The sequence below is a fragment of the Leclercia sp. UBA1284 genome, from assembly GCF_002308415.1.
Classification (GTDB): Bacteria; Pseudomonadota; Gammaproteobacteria; order Enterobacterales; family Enterobacteriaceae; genus Enterobacter; species Enterobacter pneumoniae.
On the sequence record NZ_DBUS01000006.1, the window covers coordinates 849,062 to 869,943 of the forward strand.

19 protein-coding genes are annotated in these 20,882 nt (G+C 53.9%); 16 read left to right on the forward strand and 3 right to left on the reverse strand.

The genetic code is table 11. The features are described 5' to 3' along the window. Positions 1-15 precede the first annotated feature (15 nt). Entirely contained in the window at positions 16-3,189 is a 3,174-nt protein-coding gene (gene rne, locus B3511_RS07240) for a ribonuclease E (protein WP_286777885.1), read from the reverse strand. A 571-nt stretch (positions 3,190-3,760) separates the two neighbouring features. Between rne and rluC the strand changes: the two genes are divergently transcribed. Beyond that, on the forward strand, positions 3,761-4,714 hold the full coding sequence (gene rluC / locus B3511_RS07245) for a 23S rRNA pseudouridine(955/2504/2580) synthase RluC (RefSeq protein ID WP_040076159.1): 954 nt from the start codon (positions 3,761-3,763) through the stop codon (positions 4,712-4,714). Positions 4,715-4,743: 29 nt separating this feature from the next. Here the strand turns inward: rluC and B3511_RS07250 are convergent, their stop codons facing one another. Beyond that, the gene (locus B3511_RS07250; RefSeq protein WP_286777886.1) at positions 4,744-5,328 is read right to left on the reverse strand and encodes a Maf family protein; all 585 of its coding nucleotides are present in this window, start codon (positions 5,326-5,328) and stop codon (positions 4,744-4,746) included. 140 nt (positions 5,329-5,468) lie between these two features. On the opposite strand from B3511_RS07250, the gene yceD reads away from it, so the two are divergent. The 14 genes from yceD to ptsG all read left to right on the forward strand — a co-directional run bounded on the left by yceD (position 5,469) and on the right by ptsG (position 17,796). Beyond that, a complete protein-coding gene (gene yceD, locus B3511_RS07255) occupies positions 5,469-5,990 on the forward strand; it encodes a 23S rRNA accumulation protein YceD (RefSeq protein ID WP_006174678.1) in 522 nt (173 codons plus the stop codon). A gap of 16 nt (positions 5,991-6,006) precedes the next feature. Beyond that, complete coding sequence (rpmF, locus tag B3511_RS07260; RefSeq protein ID WP_003857964.1) at positions 6,007-6,180, forward strand: 50S ribosomal protein L32; 174 nt, start codon at positions 6,007-6,009, stop codon at positions 6,178-6,180. A 79-nt stretch (positions 6,181-6,259) separates the two neighbouring features. After that, entirely contained in the window at positions 6,260-7,294 is a 1,035-nt protein-coding gene (plsX, locus tag B3511_RS07265) for a phosphate acyltransferase PlsX (RefSeq protein ID WP_154298858.1), read from the forward strand. 6 nt (positions 7,295-7,300) lie between these two features. Beyond that, positions 7,301-8,254 carry a beta-ketoacyl-ACP synthase III gene (locus B3511_RS07270; RefSeq protein WP_286777972.1) on the forward strand — a complete coding sequence of 318 codons (954 nt, stop codon included), beginning with the start codon at positions 7,301-7,303 and terminating at the stop codon, positions 8,252-8,254. Between the two features lie 15 nt (positions 8,255-8,269). Beyond that, positions 8,270-9,199 carry an ACP S-malonyltransferase gene (fabD, locus tag B3511_RS07275; RefSeq protein ID WP_207293473.1) on the forward strand — a complete coding sequence of 310 codons (930 nt, stop codon included), beginning with the start codon at positions 8,270-8,272 and terminating at the stop codon, positions 9,197-9,199. Positions 9,200-9,211: 12 nt separating this feature from the next. Next, the gene (gene fabG, locus B3511_RS07280; protein ID WP_040076152.1) at positions 9,212-9,946 is read left to right on the forward strand and encodes a 3-oxoacyl-ACP reductase FabG; all 735 of its coding nucleotides are present in this window, start codon (positions 9,212-9,214) and stop codon (positions 9,944-9,946) included. Between the two features lie 154 nt (positions 9,947-10,100). Further along, positions 10,101-10,337, forward strand: coding sequence for an acyl carrier protein (gene acpP, locus B3511_RS07285; RefSeq protein WP_003857954.1), 237 nt, complete (start codon positions 10,101-10,103; stop codon positions 10,335-10,337). A gap of 92 nt (positions 10,338-10,429) precedes the next feature. Further along, the gene (fabF, locus tag B3511_RS07290) at positions 10,430-11,671 is read left to right on the forward strand and encodes a beta-ketoacyl-ACP synthase II (protein ID WP_040076150.1); all 1,242 of its coding nucleotides are present in this window, start codon (positions 10,430-10,432) and stop codon (positions 11,669-11,671) included. Between the two features lie 121 nt (positions 11,672-11,792). Next, complete coding sequence (gene pabC, locus B3511_RS07295; RefSeq protein WP_286777980.1) at positions 11,793-12,602, forward strand: aminodeoxychorismate lyase; 810 nt, start codon at positions 11,793-11,795, stop codon at positions 12,600-12,602. 2 nt (positions 12,603-12,604) lie between these two features. Next, positions 12,605-13,627, forward strand: coding sequence for a cell division protein YceG (yceG, locus tag B3511_RS07300; protein WP_286777982.1), 1,023 nt, complete (start codon positions 12,605-12,607; stop codon positions 13,625-13,627). Then, a complete protein-coding gene (gene tmk, locus B3511_RS07305; RefSeq protein ID WP_286777985.1) occupies positions 13,617-14,258 on the forward strand; it encodes a dTMP kinase in 642 nt (213 codons plus the stop codon). The genes yceG and tmk overlap by 11 nt, the downstream gene beginning before the upstream one ends. Further along, complete coding sequence (gene holB / locus B3511_RS07310; RefSeq protein ID WP_286777987.1) at positions 14,255-15,259, forward strand: DNA polymerase III subunit delta'; 1,005 nt, start codon at positions 14,255-14,257, stop codon at positions 15,257-15,259. The genes tmk and holB overlap by 4 nt, the downstream gene beginning before the upstream one ends. A 10-nt stretch (positions 15,260-15,269) precedes the next feature. Further along, positions 15,270-16,064, forward strand: a complete 795-nt coding sequence (locus tag B3511_RS07315) for a metal-dependent hydrolase (RefSeq protein ID WP_040076145.1) — start codon at positions 15,270-15,272, stop codon at positions 16,062-16,064. Positions 16,065-16,362: 298 nt separating this feature from the next. Beyond that, complete coding sequence (ptsG, locus tag B3511_RS07320) at positions 16,363-17,796, forward strand: PTS glucose transporter subunit IIBC (protein ID WP_040076144.1); 1,434 nt, start codon at positions 16,363-16,365, stop codon at positions 17,794-17,796. Positions 17,797-17,968: 172 nt separating this feature from the next. On the opposite strand, the gene fhuE is transcribed toward ptsG, so the two are convergent. Further along, positions 17,969-20,173, reverse strand: coding sequence for a ferric-rhodotorulic acid/ferric-coprogen receptor FhuE (gene fhuE / locus B3511_RS07325; RefSeq protein ID WP_046885693.1), 2,205 nt, complete (start codon positions 20,171-20,173; stop codon positions 17,969-17,971). 351 nt (positions 20,174-20,524) lie between these two features. Here fhuE and hinT point away from each other — a divergent pair, with 351 nt between their 5' ends. Then, the gene (gene hinT / locus B3511_RS07330) at positions 20,525-20,881 is read left to right on the forward strand and encodes a purine nucleoside phosphoramidase (protein ID WP_040076141.1); all 357 of its coding nucleotides are present in this window, start codon (positions 20,525-20,527) and stop codon (positions 20,879-20,881) included. The last annotated feature ends 1 nt before the right edge of the window (position 20,882 follow it).

Below are 20,882 nucleotides of genomic sequence, written 5' to 3' on the forward strand. Positions count from 1 at the left end.
TATTACGCGGCGCGTTTATTCAACAGACTGCGGACGCGTTGCAGGCGCAGTGGCCTGATGCGTTGCACTGTGGCCACCGGCAGATCCTTTACCTTCGAAGTTGAAGGCTGGACGTACCCAGTCGCTATGGCGCGGTGCTTCTGCGACGTATTCCGGCGCAGGAGCGCGGGTCATAGGGGCAGTCGCATGGTGCAGTGAGGTGTCAGCTTTCGCGGCTGGCGCTGCGTTGACTTCTGGCGCTTTCTCTACAGCGACATCCGCCTTCACTTCAGGCTCAGCTTTCACTTCCGGCTCTGCTTCAACCACAGGCTCTGCTTCAACAACAGGCGCAATTTTCGGTTCAACGTCGGCCACGGCTGCGACAGCAGGGGCTTCCTGAGCAGGCGCTTCGGATGCTTCAGCCACAACAGGTTCTGCTACTGCGACGTCTTCAATCACCTCTTTAGCGACCACGACATCTTCATTGGCGATAATTTGCGGTTGTTCAGCAACAGGCGCGGCAATCACTTCCGGATGGGTTGTCTCCACCGGCGCAACTTGCGACTCAACAGCAATCGCTGCAGCGGTATTCACCTCTTCCGGTGCAACAGTAGTGGCGTCGGTCACAACAGGTTCAACGGCATTGGTTTGCTCATCGATCTGCGCTTCTTGCTCCAGCGGGCGAGCAACCGGATAACGGATCCAGGCTTTACCGGACGCCATCTCTGGGGAGGCGCAGGCAATGGCCAGTGGCATCGGCGACTGCAGCGGGTAACGTTCGTCACGGTAACGACGACGACGCTGACCACTTACACGCAGATGACGCGGGGAACGACGTGAACGACGCGGCATACCGGCGTTATCACGCGCTTCGCCGTTGTCGTCCTGCTCCTGCACGTTTTCCACCACGGCTGGCAGATCCACTTTCGCCAGTTCGGTGCTCTGTGCCGGGGCAACAGGTGCCTCAACGGTTTCTACGGCTGCGGCTTCGTCTGCCTGAGACTGGATACGTACAGATTTGGTCAACTGGCGCTGTTTACGGCGCGGCATCACCTGAACGCGTTCTTCCTGCTCGGTTTCCTGCTCTGGCTGCTCTTCGCGGTTCAGCACTTTAACTTCTTGCTGTGCCTGACGCTTCTCGTCATTACGACGACGGTTGCGCTCACGACGCGGCTGCTGCTCGTCACGGTTACGGGTTTTTTCCGCTTCGGTGCCGGTAGACTGGCGAATTTCGCGCTCTTCCGCGTTCTGCTGCGATTTCTCGCGGCGATTACGACGGTTCTCCTCGCGGCCTTCACGCGCTTCGTTGTTGTCAGCACGGTTGTCGCGACGTTCATTGCGGTCGCCACGGTCGCCACGGTCATTACGATCGCGACGGTTGTTTTGACGTTTACGGCGCTCCTGAGAACGTTCCTGCTTCTCTTCTTTTTTCTCGACTTTCGGCTGTTCAGGCTGCGCCTCTTCACCGGCAAACATCTTCTTCAGCGCACTGAAGAAGCGGCTTAGCAGGCCTTGCTCAGCAGGGGCTGTGCTTGCTACAACGGCTGGTTTCTTCGCCGCAGGTTTGGCGGTTGCCTCTTCCTGTGCAAGTGCTGGCGGTGCTTCAGGCATCACGAAAGCGGCCAGCGCAGGCTGCTCTGGCAGTTTACGTTCGGCGTACTCTTCTTCAGACGGCAGGGCCATCGCTTCTTCATGCAGCTTCGGCAGCATGTAGCTCAGGGTGGCCGTCTCTTCGCCTTTACGCACGCGCAGAACGGAGTAATGCGGCGTCTGCATCTGATCGTTTGGCACGATCACGCAACGAACGCCGCCCAGACGCGTTTCGATGGCGCTCACTGCGGCACGTTTTTCGTTCAGCAGATAAGACGCAATCGGCACCGGAACAATGGCGTGAACTTCTTTGGTGTTCTCTTTCAGCGCTTCTTCTTCAATCAGACGCAGAATGGAGAGGGACAGCGATTCGTTGTCACGCACGGTACCCGTACCGGAACAGCGTGGGCAGACGTGATGGCTGGACTCACCCAGAGACGGGCTAAGACGCTGACGAGACATCTCCAGCAGGCCAAAGCGCGAAATATGACTGATCTGGATACGTGCACGGTCCTGACGCACGGATTCGCGCAGTCGGTTCTCAACGGCGCGCTGGTGGCGAACAGGGGTCATATCGATAAAGTCGATAACGATCAGACCACCGAGGTCACGCAGACGCAGCTGACGTGCAATCTCATCTGCCGCTTCCAGGTTGGTATTAAAGGCCGTCTCTTCGATATCGCCACCGCGGGTTGCACGCGCGGAGTTGATGTCGATTGCGGTCAGGGCTTCGGTAGTATCGATAACGATAGAACCGCCTGACGGCAGACGCACTTCACGCTGGAAGGCGGACTCAATCTGGGATTCAATCTGGTAGTGGCTGAACAGCGGGATTTCACCGGTGTACAGTTTAATTTTGCTGGTGAAATCCGGACGACCCAGTGCGGCGATATGCTGGCGAGCCAGCTCAAGCACTTTAGGGTTATCAATCAGAATCTCGCCAATGTCCTGACGCAGATAGTCGCGGAAAGCACGGACAATGACGTTACTTTCCTGGTGAATCAGGAATGGGGCAGGGCGGCTTTCTGCGGCTTTCTGAATCGCTTCCCAGTGTTTAAGGCGGAAGCTCAGGTCCCACTGCAACGCTTCGGCAGATTTGCCGACGCCCGCGGTGCGAACAATCAGGCCCATGCCGTCCGGCAGCTCAAGGCTTGCCAGTGCTTCTTTCAGCTCAGTGCGATCATCACCTTCGATGCGACGAGAGATGCCGCCAGCGCGTGGGTTGTTTGGCATCAGCACCAGATAGCTGCCTGCCAGGCTAATAAAGGTTGTTAGCGCAGCGCCTTTGTTACCCCGTTCTTCTTTATCGATCTGAACGATAACTTCCTGACCTTCACGCAGAACGTCTTTGATGTTCGGACGACCATGGGCGTTATAGTTGGACGGGAAATATTCGCGGGCAATTTCTTTGAGTGGGAGGAAACCGTGACGCTCAGCACCGTAGTCAACAAATGCAGCTTCAAGGCTGGGTTCAATGCGGGTGATTTTGCCTTTGTAAATGTTCGCTTTTTTCTGTTCGTGGCCTGGGCTTTCAATATCCAGATCGTACAGACGCTGCCCATCCACAAGGGCGACACGCAACTCTTCTTGCTGAGTTGCGTTGATTAACATTCTTTTCATCGTAACTTACTCATTATTCTTACATTGACGACTAAGCTGCGGGCAAGATGACGCTTTCCGGGGTATGAACCGATGGCCTCGTGTCTATTCACGTCGCCAACCTCACGGTTGTCGCTCGCTTAAGAGGCGCAAAGTGTCGGTTGCCTGTATTTCATACGGAAACACAGCGCAATTATCAGGGGAACAGCCTGGGTAAAACTCTCCAGAGAAGATTCCATTTACCGGTAAGTACTGCAACCCGCAGCCCGCTAACTGTCTGAAAGATCAATACGTCTTACGCCATTGCTGCGTGGATGATCGGTCAGACAAAATTGGTCATTCCGTCGTTATCCTTACTTAACCAGGATTTAACACGGAAAACAGCAACATTATTCCATTGCTTCCTGGGTTATAGCAAGTTGACTTTTACCATTTATCACCCGGTTACTCACAGTTTTTTCACTTCTTCGAAAGGATCGGTTTAATAACCATCAAATCGATTGCGTAAAGCAAAGAGTAACCGGTCAAAGGTATATATAAGCATAGAAAAATGAGTGGCGCTAACCGCGACTGATAATTAGAATCGCCCACCATGAAAACAGAGACTCCATCAGTAAAAATCGTTGCCATCACCGAAGATGAAGCGGGGCAACGTATCGACAACTTTTTGCGCACCCAACTGAAGGGCGTGCCAAAGAGCATGATCTACCGCATCCTGCGTAAGGGTGAGGTGCGGGTAAATAAGAAGCGCATCAAACCTGAATACAAACTTGAAGCGGGAGATGAAGTCCGCATCCCGCCGGTCCGCGTCGCCGAGCGGGAAGAGCAGGCGGTCTCGCCGCATCTCAACAAAGTCGCGGCGCTAACGGATGTGATTTTATATGAAGACGATCATATCCTGGTGCTGAACAAGCCTTCAGGCACCGCCGTACATGGCGGCAGTGGGCTGAGCTTTGGCGTGATCGAAGGTTTACGTGCCCTGCGCCCGGAAGCGCGCTTCCTTGAACTGGTACACCGCCTCGATCGCGATACTTCTGGCATCTTGTTGGTGGCAAAGAAACGCTCCGCGCTGCGCTCCCTGCATGAACAGTTGCGTGAAAAAGGGATGCAGAAAGATTATCTCGCGCTGGTTCGCGGCCAGTGGCAATCTCACGTGAAAGTGGTTCAAGCGCCACTGCTGAAAAATATTCTGCAAAGCGGTGAGCGTATTGTGCGCGTGAGCCAGGAAGGTAAACCGTCAGAGACCCGTTTTAAGGTTGAAGAGCGTTACGCCTTTGCAACGCTGGTGCGTTGCAGCCCGGTGACGGGGCGTACTCACCAGATTCGCGTCCATACCCAGCACGCAGGCCACCCGATTGCCTTTGATGATCGCTATGGCGATCGCGAATTTGATAAGCAGTTGGCGGGTACCGGGCTTTCACGCCTGTTTCTGCACGCAGCGGCACTGAAGTTTACCCACCCTAATACGGGGGAGGTCATGCGCGTTGAAGCGCCGCTTGACGACCAGCTCAAACGTTGCCTCAAGGTATTGCGGGACGCGAGCTAAAAGAAGAAACCGGCCATTGGCCGGTTTTTTTACGCCATTAACGGGTTGTAATCTTCCCGACGCAGCATCTGGCAGAGCGCAATGAGCGGCAACCCGACCAGCGTATTGGGATCGCGCCCCTCCAGCCGATCGAACAGCGCAATCCCCAGCCCTTCGCTTTTGAAACTGCCTGCGCAGCTCAGCGGGCGCTCTTTGCGCACGTAGTCGTCGATCTCCTGCTCGCTAAGATGACGGAAGTGGACGTCAAAGGGTTCGCACTCTGTCTGTAGATGGCCCGTCGCGGTGTTATACAGCGCCAGCCCCGTATAAAAGGTGACGATGTTACCGCGCGCTTTCATGAGCTGCTGGCGTGCTCTCTCTTCCGTGTGCGGTTTACCGGTAATTTCGCCATCCAGGACGCAAACCTGATCGGATCCTATAATCAGATGGTTAGGATAACGTGCGGCGAGGCACTGCGCTTTTTCCTGTGCCAGACGAAGAACGAGATGGCGGGGGGACTCACCCGGCTGCGGGGTCTCATCGATGTCCGGTGCGGCACATTCAAACGGTAGACCGAGTTTTTCAAGCAACGCGCGGCGCCAGGGAGATATGGAGGCAAGAATGAGATTCGGCATATTTTTTTCACCAGATATAGCGTATCGATGCCAGCCATTTTAAACTACAGGCCGCAATGTGTGCGAATAATTGGCAAAAGGCAGCTCTGGTTGCCTTTTTCTTTGACTCTATGACGTTACAAAGTTAATATGCGCGCCCTATGCAAAAGGTAAAATTACCCCTGACTCTTGATCCGGTCCGTACGGCTCAAAAACGCCTCGATTACGAAGGAATCTATTCTTCCGATCAGGCAGAGCGTATTGCCGAATCCGTAGTCAGTGTGGACAGTGATGTAGAATGCTCCATGTCGTTCGCTATCGACAACCAGCGCCTTGCCGTTTTAACCGGTGATGCAAAGGTGACGGTAACGCTCGAATGTCAGCGTTGCGGGAAACCGTTTGTACAGCATGTTCACACAACGTATTGTTTTAGCCCGGTTCGTTCCGACGAACAGGCTGAAGCACTCCCGGAAGCGTATGAGCCGATTGAGGTTAACGAATTCGGTGAAATCGATCTTCTGGCGTTGGTTGAAGATGAAATCATCCTCACCTTGCCAGTCGTTCCGGTGCATGATTCTGAACACTGTGAAGTGTCCGAGGCGGACATGGTCTTTGGGGAACTGCCTGATGAAGCGCAAAAACCAAACCCATTTGCCGTATTAGCCAGCTTAAAGCGTAAGTAATTGAGGAGTAAGGTCCATGGCCGTACAACAGAATAAACCAACCCGTTCCAAACGTGGCATGCGTCGTTCCCATGACGCGCTGACTGCAGTTACCAGCCTGTCTGTAGACAAGACTTCTGGTGAGAAACACCTGCGTCACCACATCACTGCTGACGGTTTCTACCGTGGCCGCAAGGTAATCACTAAGTAATCACGCGCAAGCGTGATGAAGCTTAGTGAGGATTTCCCCGGGCAACTGGGGAAACACCAAACCAGGCTGTGACGATACCTTGACACGTCTAACCCTGGCGTTAGATGTCATGGGGGGAGATTTTGGCCCTTCCGTGACAGTGCCTGCAGCATTGCAGGCACTGAACTCTAATTCGCAACTCACACTTCTTTTAGTCGGCAATCCCGACACAATCACGCCATTACTTGCAAAAGCTGACTTTGAACAACGTTCACGTCTGCAGATTATTCCTGCGCAGTCAGTTATTGCCAGTGATGCCCGCCCGTCGCAGGCTATTCGTAATAGCCGGGGCAGTTCAATGCGAGTGGCGCTGGAGCTGGTAAAAGAAGGGCGAGCTGAGGCTTGCGTGAGCGCGGGAAATACCGGCGCGCTAATGGGGCTGGCCAAATTACTGCTCAAACCCATCGAGGGGATTGAGCGCCCGGCGTTGGTGACGGTTTTACCGCATCAACAGAAAGGCAAAACGGTGGTGCTTGATTTAGGTGCTAACGTCGATTGCGATGGCGTGATGCTGGCGCAATTCGCCGTGATGGGCTCGGTGCTGGCCGAAGAGGTGGTAGGCATCACCAATCCCCGCGTCGCCTTGCTGAATATCGGAGAAGAAGAGACCAAAGGTCTTGATAATATCCGCGAGGCCGCCGAGCGACTTAAAACTGTTCCGACCATCAACTATATTGGTTATCTCGAAGCCAACGAATTATTGACCGGAAAAACGGATGTACTGGTGTGTGACGGTTTTACTGGAAACGTCACGTTAAAAACCATGGAAGGGGTCGTCAGAATGTTTCTCTCGCTGCTGAAATCGCAGGGCGAGGGTAAAAAACGGTCCTGGTGGCTGATTTTATTAAAGCGTTGGTTACAAAAAAGCCTGACGCGGCGATTCAGTCACCTCAACCCCGACCAGTATAATGGCGCCTGTCTGTTAGGATTGCGCGGCATCGTGATTAAGAGTCATGGTGCTGCCAATCAGCGAGCCTTTACCGTCGCGATTGAACAGGCAGTGCAGGCGGTGCAGCGACAAGTTCCTCAGCGGATTGCCGCTCGCCTGGAATCTGTATTAGCAAAAAGTGACTGAGCGTACATGTATACGAAGATTTTAGGTACCGGCAGCTATCTGCCCAAACAAGTGCGAACCAACGCCGATCTGGAAAAAATGGTTGATACCTCTGACGAGTGGATTGTCACACGCACAGGTATCCGCGAGCGTCGTATCGCCGCGCCAGATGAAACCGTTTCTACCATGGGTTATGAAGCTGCTCTGCGTGCGCTCGACATGGCTGGCGTCGATAAAAACGACATTGGTCTGATTATCGTTGCAACGACGTCTGCGACCCATGCTTTCCCAAGTGCAGCCTGTCAGGTTCAGAACATGCTGGGCATAAAAGGTTGCCCGGCCTTTGACGTTGCGGCCGCCTGCGCAGGCTTTACCTACGCATTGAGCATCGCCGATCAATACGTGAAATCTGGTGCAGTTAAAAATGCGCTGGTGATCGGTTCTGATGTTCTCGCACGCACCTGCGATCCTGAGGATCGCGGCACGATTATTATCTTCGGCGACGGTGCCGGCGCGGTACTGCTTGGTCAGTCTGAAGAGCCGGGCATCATCTCTACTCACCTGCATGCCGATGGCAGCTACGGTGAGTTGTTAACGCTGCCGAACGCCAACCGCGTTAACCCGGACGACCCGATTTTCCTGACTATGGCCGGAAACGAAGTGTTCAAAGTCGCGGTAACCGAGCTGGCGCATATCGTTGATGAGACGCTGCAGGCCAATAACCTGGAGCGCACGGCGCTCGACTGGCTGGTGCCACATCAGGCCAACCTGCGCATTATCAGCGCCACGGCCAAAAAGTTAGGCATGTCGATGGATAACGTTGTGGTGACCCTTGATCGTCACGGCAACACCTCTGCGGCATCCGTACCTTGCGCGTTTGACGAAGCGGTACGCGATGGGCGAATTCAACGGGGTCAGCTGGTGCTGCTCGAAGCCTTCGGCGGCGGGTTCACCTGGGGCTCTGCACTGGTTCGTTTCTAAAAAGGATTAATAAAAATGACGCAATTTGCATTTGTGTTTCCGGGTCAGGGCTCTCAGGCCGTTGGCATGTTGTCTGATTTAGCAGCAAGCAACCCGGTTATTGAAGAGACTTTCCGTGAAGCTTCTGATGCCCTGGGGTATGATCTCTGGGCACTGACTCAGCAGGGTCCTGCTGAAGAGCTGAACAAGACCTGGCAGACGCAGCCTGCGTTACTGACCGCCTCCGTCGCGCTCTGGCGCCTGTGGCAGCAGCAGGGCGGGAAAGCCCCTGTCATGATGGCTGGTCATAGCCTTGGCGAATACTCCGCACTGGTCTGTGCCGGGGTGATCGGCTTTGCGGATGCGGTGCGTCTGGTTGAACTGCGTGGCAAATTCATGCAGGAAGCCGTGCCTGAAGGGACCGGCGGTATGTCGGCCATTATTGGTCTGGACGATGCGTCTATCGCCAAAGCCTGTGAAGAGTCAGCCGAAGGGCAGGTTGTATCGCCTGTTAACTTCAACTCCCCGGGCCAGGTCGTGATCGCAGGTCACAAAGAAGCAGTGGAACGTGCAGGTGCAGCCTGTAAAGCAGCAGGCGCGAAACGCGCACTTCCTCTGCCTGTCAGCGTACCTTCTCACTGCGCACTGATGAAACCCGCCGCAGATAAGCTGGCGCTGGAACTGGAAAAAATCACCTTCAACGCACCGTCTGTTCCGGTGGTGAATAACGTTGACGTGCAGGCTGAAACCGCACCTGAAGCGATCCGCCAGGCGCTGGTACGTCAGCTGTACAGCCCGGTTCAGTGGACCAAAACCGTTGAATTTATGGCATCGCAGGGCGTTGAGCACCTGTATGAAGTTGGCCCGGGTAAAGTCCTCACCGGCCTGACTAAACGTATTGTTGATACCCTGACTGCCTCGGCCATTAATGAGCCGGAAGCAATGTCAGCGGCACTCTCGCAATAAAAGAGGAAAACCATGAGTTTTGAAGGAAAAATCGCACTGGTCACCGGCGCAAGCCGCGGTATCGGTCGCGCAATCGCTGAGACGCTCGTTGCCCGTGGCGCGAAAGTTATCGGCACTGCAACCAGCGAGAATGGCGCACAGGCCATCAGCGACTATCTGGGTGATAACGGGAAAGGTCTGGTACTGAATGTGACCGATCCTGCATCTATCGAATCTGTTCTGGGAAATATTCGCGCAGAGTTTGGCGAAGTCGATATTCTGGTAAATAATGCCGGTATCACTCGCGATAACCTGCTGATGCGAATGAAAGATGATGAGTGGGACGATATTCTCGAAACCAACCTGTCATCTGTATTCCGTCTGTCAAAAGCGGTAATGCGAGCTATGATGAAAAAGCGTCATGGCCGTATTATCACTATCGGTTCTGTGGTTGGTACCATGGGAAATGCTGGTCAGGCTAACTACGCTGCGGCGAAAGCAGGTCTGATCGGTTTCAGTAAGTCGCTGGCGCGCGAAGTTGCGTCCCGCGGTATTACTGTAAACGTTGTTGCTCCGGGCTTTATTGAAACGGACATGACGCGTGCGCTGACCGATGATCAGCGTGCGGGTACGCTGGCAGCTGTTCCTGCGGGTCGTCTTGGCGATCCTAAAGAAATTGCCAGCGCGGTTGCATTTTTAGCCTCTGACGAAGCGGGTTACATCACTGGTGAGACCCTCCACGTCAACGGCGGGATGTATATGGTTTAATCACGATCGAAAATATTTGCGTTATTGTAGGGATTGGCCTCAAAATAACGTAAAATCGTGGTAAGAACTGCCGGGATTTAGTTGCAAATTTTTCAACATTTTATACACTACGAAAACCATCGCGAAAGCGAGTTTTGATAGGAAATTTAAGAGTATGAGCACTATCGAAGAACGCGTTAAGAAAATTATCGGCGAACAGCTGGGCGTTAAGCAGGAAGAAGTTGTGAACTCCGCTTCCTTCGTTGAAGACCTGGGCGCAGATTCTCTTGACACCGTTGAGCTGGTAATGGCTCTGGAAGAAGAGTTTGATACTGAGATTCCGGACGAAGAAGCTGAGAAAATCACCACCGTTCAGGCTGCCATTGATTACATCAACGGTCACCAGGCGTAAGTGAACATCTCCAGGCGGTCATTCGACCGCCTGAGTTTTATCTTTTATCGTCCCACGAATCTCTTTTATTTATCCCTCCCTGGAGGACAAACGTGTCTAAGCGTCGTGTAGTTGTGACCGGACTTGGCATGTTGTCTCCTGTCGGCAATACCGTAGAGTCCACCTGGAAAGCTCTCCTTGCCGGTCAGAGCGGCATCAGCCTAATCGACCATTTCGATACTAGCGCCTACGCAACGAAATTTGCTGGCTTAGTAAAGGATTTTAACTGTGAAGAGATCATCTCGCGCAAAGAACAGCGCAAGATGGATGCCTTCATTCAATATGGAATTGTCGCTGGCGTTCAGGCCATGCAGGATTCTGGCCTTGTTATTACGGAAGAGAACGCAACCCGTATCGGTGCTGCAATCGGCTCCGGAATCGGCGGTCTTGGTCTGATTGAGGAAAACCATACCTCTTTAGTGAATGGTGGCCCACGTAAAATCAGCCCGTTCTTCGTTCCGTCCACGATTGTTAACATGGTGGCAGGTCACCTGACCATTATGTATGGCCTGCGTGGCCCAAGCATCTCTATCGCAACCGCCTGTACCTCTGGCGTGCATAACATCGGCCAGGCCGCGCGTATCATCGCGTATGGCGATGCAGATGCCATGGTTGCGGGTGGGGCTGAAAAAGCCAGTACACCTCTTGGCGTAGGCGGTTTCGGCGCAGCACGTGCGCTCTCTACGCGCAACGACAACCCTCAGGCAGCGAGCCGTCCATGGGATAAAGACCGTGATGGTTTTGTGCTGGGCGACGGGGCAGGCATGATCGTACTGGAAGAGTACGAACACGCGAAAAAACGCGGCGCGAAAATTTATGCTGAAGTCGTTGGCTTTGGGATGAGTAGCGATGCTTACCACATGACATCACCACCAGAGAACGGCGCAGGTGCTGCGCTGGCGATGGAAAACGCGATTCGTGATGCAGGTATTACCCCTGCACAGATTGGCTACGTGAATGCGCACGGTACCTCTACCCCTGCGGGCGACAAAGCTGAAGCACAGGCTGTTAAGTCTATCTTCGGTGAAGCAGCCAGCCGCGTAATGGTGAGTTCGACCAAGTCCATGACCGGCCACCTGTTGGGTGCGGCGGGTGCAGTAGAATCTATCTACTCCATTCTTGCGCTGCGCGATCAGGCTGTCCCTCCAACCATCAACCTGGATAACCCGGATGAAGGTTGCGATCTGGACTTCGTTCCACACGAAGCGCGTCAGGTCAGCGGAATGGAGTACACCCTGTGTAACTCCTTCGGCTTCGGCGGAACCAACGGTTCTCTGATCTTCAAAAAGGTCTGAGACTGACTCTCCGCTAGTCCTGTTTAAAGGTCCGCTTGTCGGACCTTTTTTATTCAACCTTATCTGCTTGTTCAAGACCCGCCGTCCTGCCAGACTTAATCTCCCCTATAAAGGAGCCATCATGTATTTAATCAATGGATTGCCTCAGGACAGCCTGCCCGTGAACGACAGGGCAGTGCAGTTTGGCGATGGTTGCTTCACCACGGCGCGGATCGTCGATGGAGAGGTCTGTTTACTGACAGCGCACCTGCAGCGTTTGCGCAGTGCCTGTGAAAAACTCTTTATCCCTTTTGAGCAGTGGTCAGCGCTGGAAGCTGAAATGACTACCCATGCCCAGGGAATAACCCGGGGCGTGCTGAAGGTGATCATTACCCGCGGCGGCGGGGGGCGGGGTTACAGTGCGGCAAACTGCCTGCAACCGACCCGTATCCTGTCGGTTTCCGCCTTTCCTGCCCACTATGATCGCTGGCGCAATGAGGGTATTCGCCTGGCATTAAGTCCGGTACGTTTAGGGCGTAATCCGATGCTGGCAGGCATTAAGCATCTTAATCGCCTTGAGCAGGTCTTGATTCGCACGCATCTTGAACAGACGGACTGTGATGAGGCGCTGGTTCTTGACAGCGAAGGGCTCATTACGGAATGCTGTGCCGCTAATTTGTTCTGGCGCTGCGGGCGCGATGTGTTTACCCCGCGGCTTGACCAGGCGGGTGTAAATGGCCTGATGCGCCAGTTTTGTCTGCAACAACTGGCACACTCCGACTATCGTGTTGTCGAAGTCTGTGCACAGGAAGAGGCGCTGGGCGCGGCCGAGGAGGTCATTGTGTGTAATGCCCTGATGCCTCTGGTGCCCGTGCGTCAGTATGGTGAACACCACTGGTCATCGCGAGAGTTGTACCAATTTTTAGCCCCACTGTGTGAGCAAACCAGATAATCATGAAGAAAATGTTTCGTTTTATTCTCCTCATCATCGTCGTGCTGGGTATTGCGGCCGGCGTGGGAATGTGGAAAGTGCGCCAGCTGGCGGACAGCAAGATCCTGATCAAAGAAGAGACCATTTTTAGCCTGAAAGCGGGAACCGGGCGTCTGGCGCTTGGCGAACAGCTTTACGGTGAAAAGGTGATTAACCGTCCACGCGTCTTCCAGTGGCTGCTGCGTATCGAGCCAGACCTCTCTCACTTTAAGGCCGGGACGTACCGCCTGATGCCAGGGATGAGCGTGCGCGAAATGCTGGAACTGCTTGAAAGCGGAAAAGAGGCGCAGTTCCCGCTGCGATTCGTTGAAGGCATGCGGTTGAGCGACTATCTTGCGCAGCTTCGTGATGCGCCATATATCAAGCACACTCTGAAGGACGACGATTACGCCACCGTCGCGCAAGCTCTTAAATTCGACAATCCAGCGCGGATTGAGGGCTGGTTCTGGCCCGATACCTGGATGTATACCGCAGGAACCACCGATATTGCCATGCTGCAGCGCGCGCACAAAAAAATGGTGAGCGCGATAGAGAAAACCTGGGAAGGCAGGGCAGAAGGTCTGCCTTATAAAGATCAGAATCAGTTTGTCACGATGGCCTCGATCATTGAGAAGGAGACGGCGGTGGCCAGCGAGCGGGATCAGGTCGCTTCGGTGTTTATCAACCGTCTGCGTATTGGCATGCGTTTGCAGACCGATCCCACGGTGATCTACGGGATGGGTAAAAATTATAACGGGAAACTAAGCCGTAAAGACCTGGAAACCCCGACCGATTATAATACCTACGTCATTAGCGGCTTACCGCCAGGACCGATCGCCACGCCGGGCCAGGCATCACTGGATGCTGCCGCTCACCCGGCTAAGACGCCTTATCTCTATTTTGTTGCTGATGGCAAGGGCGGGCACACATTCAATACTAATCTTGCCGCTCATAACCGTTCGGTTCAGGACTATCTGAAGGCACTTAAGGAAAAAAATGCGCAGTAATTACATCGTCATTGAAGGGCTGGAAGGCGCCGGAAAGACCACCGCACGGGATACGGTCGTTGAAACCCTGAAGGAGTGCGGCGTAGAAGAGATGGTCTTCACCCGTGAGCCGGGCGGCACGCAGTTGGCTGAAAAGCTGAGAAGCCTGGTGCTGGACATCAAATCCGTCGGCGATGAAGTGATTACCGACAAAGCTGAAGTGATGATGTTCTATGCGGCGCGCGTACAGTTGGTAGAAACGGTTATCAAGCCGGCACTGGCTCAGGGGCAATGGGTGATTGGCGATCGTCATGATCTCTCTACGCAGGCCTATCAGGGCGGAGGGCGTGGAATCGATCAACAGATGCTGGCGACGCTGCGTGATGCGGTGCTGGGGAATTTCCGCCCGGACCTCACGCTCTATCTGGATGTGACGCCGGAAGTGGGCCTCCGACGCGCACGTGCGCGTGGAGAGCTGGATCGGATCGAACAGGAGTCTCTGGATTTCTTTAATCGTACCCGCGCGCGTTACCTTGAACTGGCCGCCCTGGACCCCTCGATTCGCACTGTCGATGCGACTCAATCGCTGGATGAAGTGAAGCAGGCGATTCGCCAGACCGTGCGTGACTGGCTGAAGGAAGTACAGGCATGAAATGGTACCCATGGTTGCGCCCGCATTTTGAACAACTGGTGAAGGGTTATCAGTCGGGGCGGGGGCATCATGCGCTACTTATTCAGTCGTTACCCGGTATGGGTGATGATGCACTTATCTACGCGATAAGCCGCTTAATGATGTGTCAGCAGCCGCAGGGTACCAAAAGCTGCGGACACTGTCGCAGCTGCCAGTTGATGCAGGCCGAAACCCACCCGGATTACTACACGCTCGAGCCGGAAAAGGGGAAAAGTACCCTGGGCATTGATGCAGTACGCGCGGTGAGCGAAAAGCTCTACGAGCGCGCACGGCTGGGTGGCGCCAAGGTGGTGTGGTTGAAAGATGCCGCACAGCTAACCGAGGCTGCTGCCAATGCTTTGCTGAAAACCCTGGAGGAGCCGCCGGAGAACACGTGGTTTCTGCTCTCGTGTCGGGAGCCGGGGAAGTTACTGGCGACGCTGCGTAGCCGCTGCCGCTTACATCACCTCGCTGCTCCTCAGGAATCCTGGGCAATGAACTGGCTCCAGCGAGAAGTGACGGTGTCACAGGACGCGGCATTAACGGCGCTGCGTCTTTGCGGCGGCGCGCCAGCCGCGGCTTTGGATCTACTCCAGCCCAACCTCTGGACGCCCCGTGAGCAGCTCTGTCAGGCCGTGGGCAACGCCAGCGAAAGTCGGGATTGGCTGAGCCTGCTGGCTATCCTCAATCATGACCAGGTGACAAGCCGACTGCAGTGGTTCTCCACTCTGCTGCTGGATGCGTTAAAAATGCAGCAGGGGGCGACACAGGTGAGCAATGTCGACGCCTGGCAACTGATTACCCTCCTGGCTCAGCGTCACAATGGCGCCTGGCTGCGCGCCGTACTACACGATGTCTGCCAGTGTCGTGAACAGCTTATTAGCGTCACCGGGCTTAATCGCGAGCTTGTGCTGACAGACCTGTTACTGAATATTGAGCATTACCTGCAACCGGGTGCCGTCTTGCCCGATACCCACCTCTGAGAGAGACATTATGTTTTTAGTCGACTCACACTGCCATCTCGATGGCCTTGATTACCAAACACTCCATAAAGACGTCGATGATGTGCTGGCGAAAGCCGCCGCACGCGACGTGAAATTCTGCCTGGCGGTCGCGACCACGTTACCAGGATACCGCAGCATGCGCGAGCTGGTGGGGGTGCGTGATAACGTCGTCTTCTCCTGCGGTGTCCATCCGCTTAACCAGGATGAAGCCTACGACGTGGACGATCTGCGCCGGCTCGCGGCAGAAGAGGGCGTGGTCGCTATGGGCGAAACCGGGCTGGACTATTTTTACACGCCGGAAACTAAACCGCGTCAGCAGGAGTCCTTCCGCAACCATATCCGTATTGGGCGAGAGCTGAACAAGCCAGTGATTGTTCACACCCGCGATGCACGTGCCGACACCCTGGCGATCCTTAGCGAAGAAAAGGTGACGGATTGTGGAGGCGTACTACACTGTTTCACAGAAGATAGAGAAACAGCAGGTAAGCTGCTGGATATGGGGTTTTATATCTCGTTTTCCGGGATTGTGACGTTCCGTAATGCTGAACAGCTGCGCGATGCGGCGCGTTATGTACCGCTCGATCGCTTGCTGGTGGAGACCGATTCTCCCTATCTGGCACCGGTACCGCATCGCGGTAAAGAGAATCAGCCCGCAATGGCACGGGATGTGGCCGACTATATGGCCGTGTTGAAAGGCGTCGAGGTTCAAGAACTGGCACGCATTACTACTGAAAACTTTGCCAGCCTGTTTCATATCGACCCCTCCCGCCTGCAATCTGCCTGATTAACCTCTTTTTTTAAGGCTCGTAATTAATAGTTAAAGCGAGTAAAGTTCTCCGCCCTGAAAGGGGCGGTAGAGACGATTTTGGAAACACTTTGACATCTATTTTGTAAAAAACTGCAAGTTTTTAGGATGCCATAAGCTGAAACGTGATAACCGTCAAACAACGACGCGGAGATTTATTTTACTCTGTGTAATAAATAAAGGGCACTTAGATGTCCTGTCCACGGCGCGGTTCTCCCCCCGTGCCAATGCGTGAAAGCGTAAAAAAAAGCACAAATACTCAGGAGCACTCTCAATTATGTTTAAGAATGCATTTGCTAACCTGCAGAAGGTCGGTAAATCGCTGATGCTGCCAGTATCCGTACTGCCTATCGCAGGTATCCTGCTGGGCGTCGGTTCGGCTAACTTCAGCTGGCTGCCAGCCGTCGTATCTCATGTTATGGCTGAAGCAGGTGGTTCTGTTTTTGCAAACATGCCGCTGATCTTCGCAATCGGTGTTGCCCTCGGCTTCACGAATAACGATGGTGTATCCGCACTGGCCGCGGTCGTTGCCTACGGCATCATGGTTAAGACCATGGCGGTCGTTGCGCCTCTGGTGCTGCATTTACCTGCTGAAGAAATCGCGGCAAAACACCTGGCTGATACCGGTGTTCTGGGTGGTATCATCTCGGGTGCGATTGCGGCATATATGTTCAATCGCTTCTATCGCATCAAGCTGCCTGAGTATCTGGGCTTCTTCGCTGGTAAGCGTTTTGTTCCAATCATCTCTGGTCTGGCGGCGATCTTCACTGGCGTGATTCTCTCCTTCATCTGGCCACCGATTGGTTCCGCTATCCAGACCTTCTCCCAGTGGGCTGCGTATCAGAACCCGGTAGTGGCGTTCGGTATCTACGGCTTCATTGAGCGTTGCCTGGTACCGTTCGGTCTGCACCATATCTGGAACGTTCCATTCCAGATGCAGATTGGTGAATTCACCAACGCGGCAGGTCAGGTCTTCCACGGCGATATCCCACGCTACATGGCGGGTGACCCGACTGCAGGTAAACTCTCTGGCGGCTTCCTGTTCAAAATGTACGGCCTGCCGGCTGCGGCAATTGCTATCTGGCACTCTGCTAAACCAGAGAACCGTGCAAAAGTGGGCGGTATCATGATCTCCGCAGCGCTGACCTCGTTCCTGACCGGTATTACCGAGCCGATCGAGTTCTCCTTCATGTTCGTTGCGCCGATCCTGTACATCATTCACGCAGTACTGGCTGGCCTGGCATTCCCTATCTGTATCCTGCTGGGTATGCGCGACGGTACCTCCTTCTCGCACGGCCTGATCGACTTTATCGTACTGTCGGGTAACAGCAGCAAACTGTGGCTGTTCCCAATCGTGGGTGCGGGCTATGCGATTGCTTACTACACCATCTTCCGCGTGCTGATCAAAGCACTGGACCTGAAAACACCGGGTCGTGAAGATGCAACAGAAGACAGCAAAGCAGGCGTGACCAGCGAAATGGCTCCGGCCCTGGTTGCAGCGTTCGGCGGTAAAGAGAACATCACTAACCTGGACGCATGTATCACTCGTCTGCGTGTGAGCGTTGCTGATGTTGCGAAAGTAGACCAGCCGGGTCTGAAAAAACTGGGCGCAGCGGGCGTAGTTGTTGCAGGTTCTGGTGTACAGGCTATCTTCGGGACGAAGTCCGATAACCTGAAAACCGAAATGGATGAGTACATCCGCAACAGCTAAGTTGTGACCTGGGGAGACTAAGGCAGCCGCATGGCTGCCTTTTTTATTGGCGCAACCGGGTGGCCAATGGTCATCGTTGCTCACGATCAAATGGGTATATCCGGCGAGGGCTGAGCAAAGTGCATAGATAAAAAAAGGGAGCCGGCTGGCTCCCTGTATGTTTTACATCTAATCAGAAACTGTAGCTTGCGCTAACCGAGAAGTTTCGTGGTGCGCCATAAACGCCGTAGGTTCCCAGATAGTCGTAATACTCTTTGTCGAAGACGTTGTTCAGGTTTGCCTGTACGGCAAAGTCTTTGGTCACCTGATAACGTGAGAAGAGATCGACAACGGTGTAGCCATCCTGAGTAATCTTGCTGGTACCGTTAGGGCCTGGCGTTTCGAAATCATACCAGGTTTTGTTCTGCCAGCGCGCACCGCCGCCGACGGTTAGCTCTGGCAACATTGGCAACTGATAACGGGTAAACAGCTTCATGGTGGTGCGCGCCTGCTGCGGATTAACCGCATTGCCGTCTTCGTCTTCAGCAATGTAGCGGCTGGCACCAAAGGTGAGCTGCCAGTTATCGGTCAATGCACCGTTCAGTTCAAACTCAACGCCTTTGCTGACGGTACCGTCGATAGATTTGTAGGCAGATTGTCCGCCGGAGCCAGGGATGGTTGTGCCAGTATTCACGGCCACATTATCTTGTTCAATACGGAATACAGCGAACGTTGCGGTCAGGCGAGTGTTGAACCAGTCACCTTTGACGCCTGCTTCATAGCTCTTACCCGTGGTGGGGTCGATGAAGTTGCTGTTGATGTCACGCTGCCCGGAAGGCTGGAAGATAGACGTGTAGCTTGCGTAGGCCGACCAGGTATCGTTGATATCGTAAATCAGACCCGCATAAGGGGTGATATCGTGGAAGTCGGTGTACCGCACTTCATTTGGTTTACGTTCCAGGTTGTACTTGGCGCTCCAGTCGGTGTAGCGCGCGCCCAGAATCAAGTGCAGCGGATCGGCAAGAGAGAGGCGAGTTGCGGCATATACTGATTTCTGACGGATCACATCCCGCTGATACAGCGTGAAGCCAGACCACGTTGGATCGGCCAGGTTACCGTTGTAATCGTAAATGTTGCCCACGTCCATCAGGCCATAATTATCATTCACCGGGTAGGAGTTGTCGTAGTTATTACGTTGACGACTGTAGCTTCCCCCTAACATCAATTCATGCTGACGACCCAGCAATTCATAACCACCCCGAACGAAGGCATCCACCGAGTCCTGTTTACGCTCGCCTTTATTCCAGCCGCCCCAGGCTCCCTGGAAGCTGCTCGCGTCGTACAGGCCAGTGGTTCTGTCCGGATAGCCATCAATGTACATCAGCTTGCTGTCGAAATTGGTTTCCGCATGCATGGCGTTGATTTTCGCTTCCCAGCCGTTATCAAAGCGCTGCGTTAAGTTTGCGAAGACCTTGGTTGAATCGACATTCGAATAGGTCCAGTTAGCGGCTGTATTAAATTCACGACGGAAATGGGTCTTGCTGCCATCGCTGAACAGCGACGGGAAACCGCCCCAGGTTGGGCTGTCTTCTTCGCTTTCCTGGTAGTCATAACCGAGGGAGAGTGTGGTCGAATCCGTTACGTCCGCATCCACTACGCCATAGATGAACTTCTTACGGTAGTGGTTACGCTCAACGAAAGAATCCCTGTCTTCATAACCGGTAATGACGCGGCCACGCACATTGCCGGAGTCGGTCAGCGGGGCCTGCAAATCCAGCACATAGCGCTGTTTATCCCAACTGCCGTAAGTGGCAGAGGCTGAGCCTTTGAACTCTTTGCTGTCGGCATGTTTACGGACCATGTTGACGTAGGCTGAAGGATTGCCTGTTCCACTCATCAGGCCCGCCGCGCCGCGGACCACTTCAATTTTGTCGTAGATGGCGGTATCGCCGGCGGTGTCGCCGAAGTTCCAGCGGTTATCAAGGAAAGTAGGCATATCTTCATAAGCAAAGTTGCTGATGAAGAAGCCACGGGAGTAGAAGTTAGTCCGGCTGGTATCAATGCGGGAGGCGCTTACCCCAGTGGTGTTATCCAGCACCTGCCCAATGGTGTTCAGTTCCTGATCCTGCATACGCTGCTGGCTAATTACGCTGACGGACTGCGGAATATCGCGTGGAACAAGCAGTAATTTGGTGCCGGAAGTGGTGGTTTTTACGCTGTAGTCCTGCGCTTCGTCAGGCTGGTCGTTTGACGTAGAACCGTCAACAACAACCGTCTCTTCCGACGTTGCAGCGAAACTTACGGTCGGCATCAATGCCATCGCAATACAGGCTGCCAGCAACGAGGGGGTTGCGGCAGGCTGACGTTGCCCGTCCCTGGTATGATGAATGAAAGACATTATCAAACCCTTTCTGAGTGAGTTGTAAAAAGCGCCCCAGTCCTGCATTCGGTCTGGGATCATTTGTATGTTCAAAATGCGCATGAAAATGCAAATGCGAAATATACGCATTAGGATTCATCGTGTAAACAGATGTAATCCGGTGAATTAAAATTATGTTTTAGTCTGACGGGGTGGGTAGCTGGTCACTCTGCGACCAGCAAGAGGGGAATAAGGAAAGAATTCACGGGATAAGGTTGAAAGGATTAGAGAAACTCGCTCATACTCTTATTCTGTGTCACTGAAGAGTGCGCCCGCAGGATGAGATTGCCGGGCACGACGTCTGATTAAAAAAGTAATAAGGAAAACGTCATGGCTGAAGAAACTATTTTCAGTAAAATTATTCGCCGCGAGATCCCGGCCGACATCCTCTATCAGGACGATCTGGTGACCGCTTTCCGCGACATTTCGCCTCAGGCACCTACACACATCCTGATTATTCCTAATATTCTGATTCCGACGGCTAATGACGTGAAAACTGAGCATGAACTGGCATTAGGCCGTATGCTGACAGTAGCCGCAAAAATTGCCGCGCAGGAAGGCATTGCTGAAGACGGCTACCGTTTAATCATGAACTGCAACCGCCATGGCGGCCAGGAAGTCTATCATATTCATATGCATCTACTGGGCGGTCGTCCGCTGGGGCCGATGCTGGCGCATAAAGGTTGAT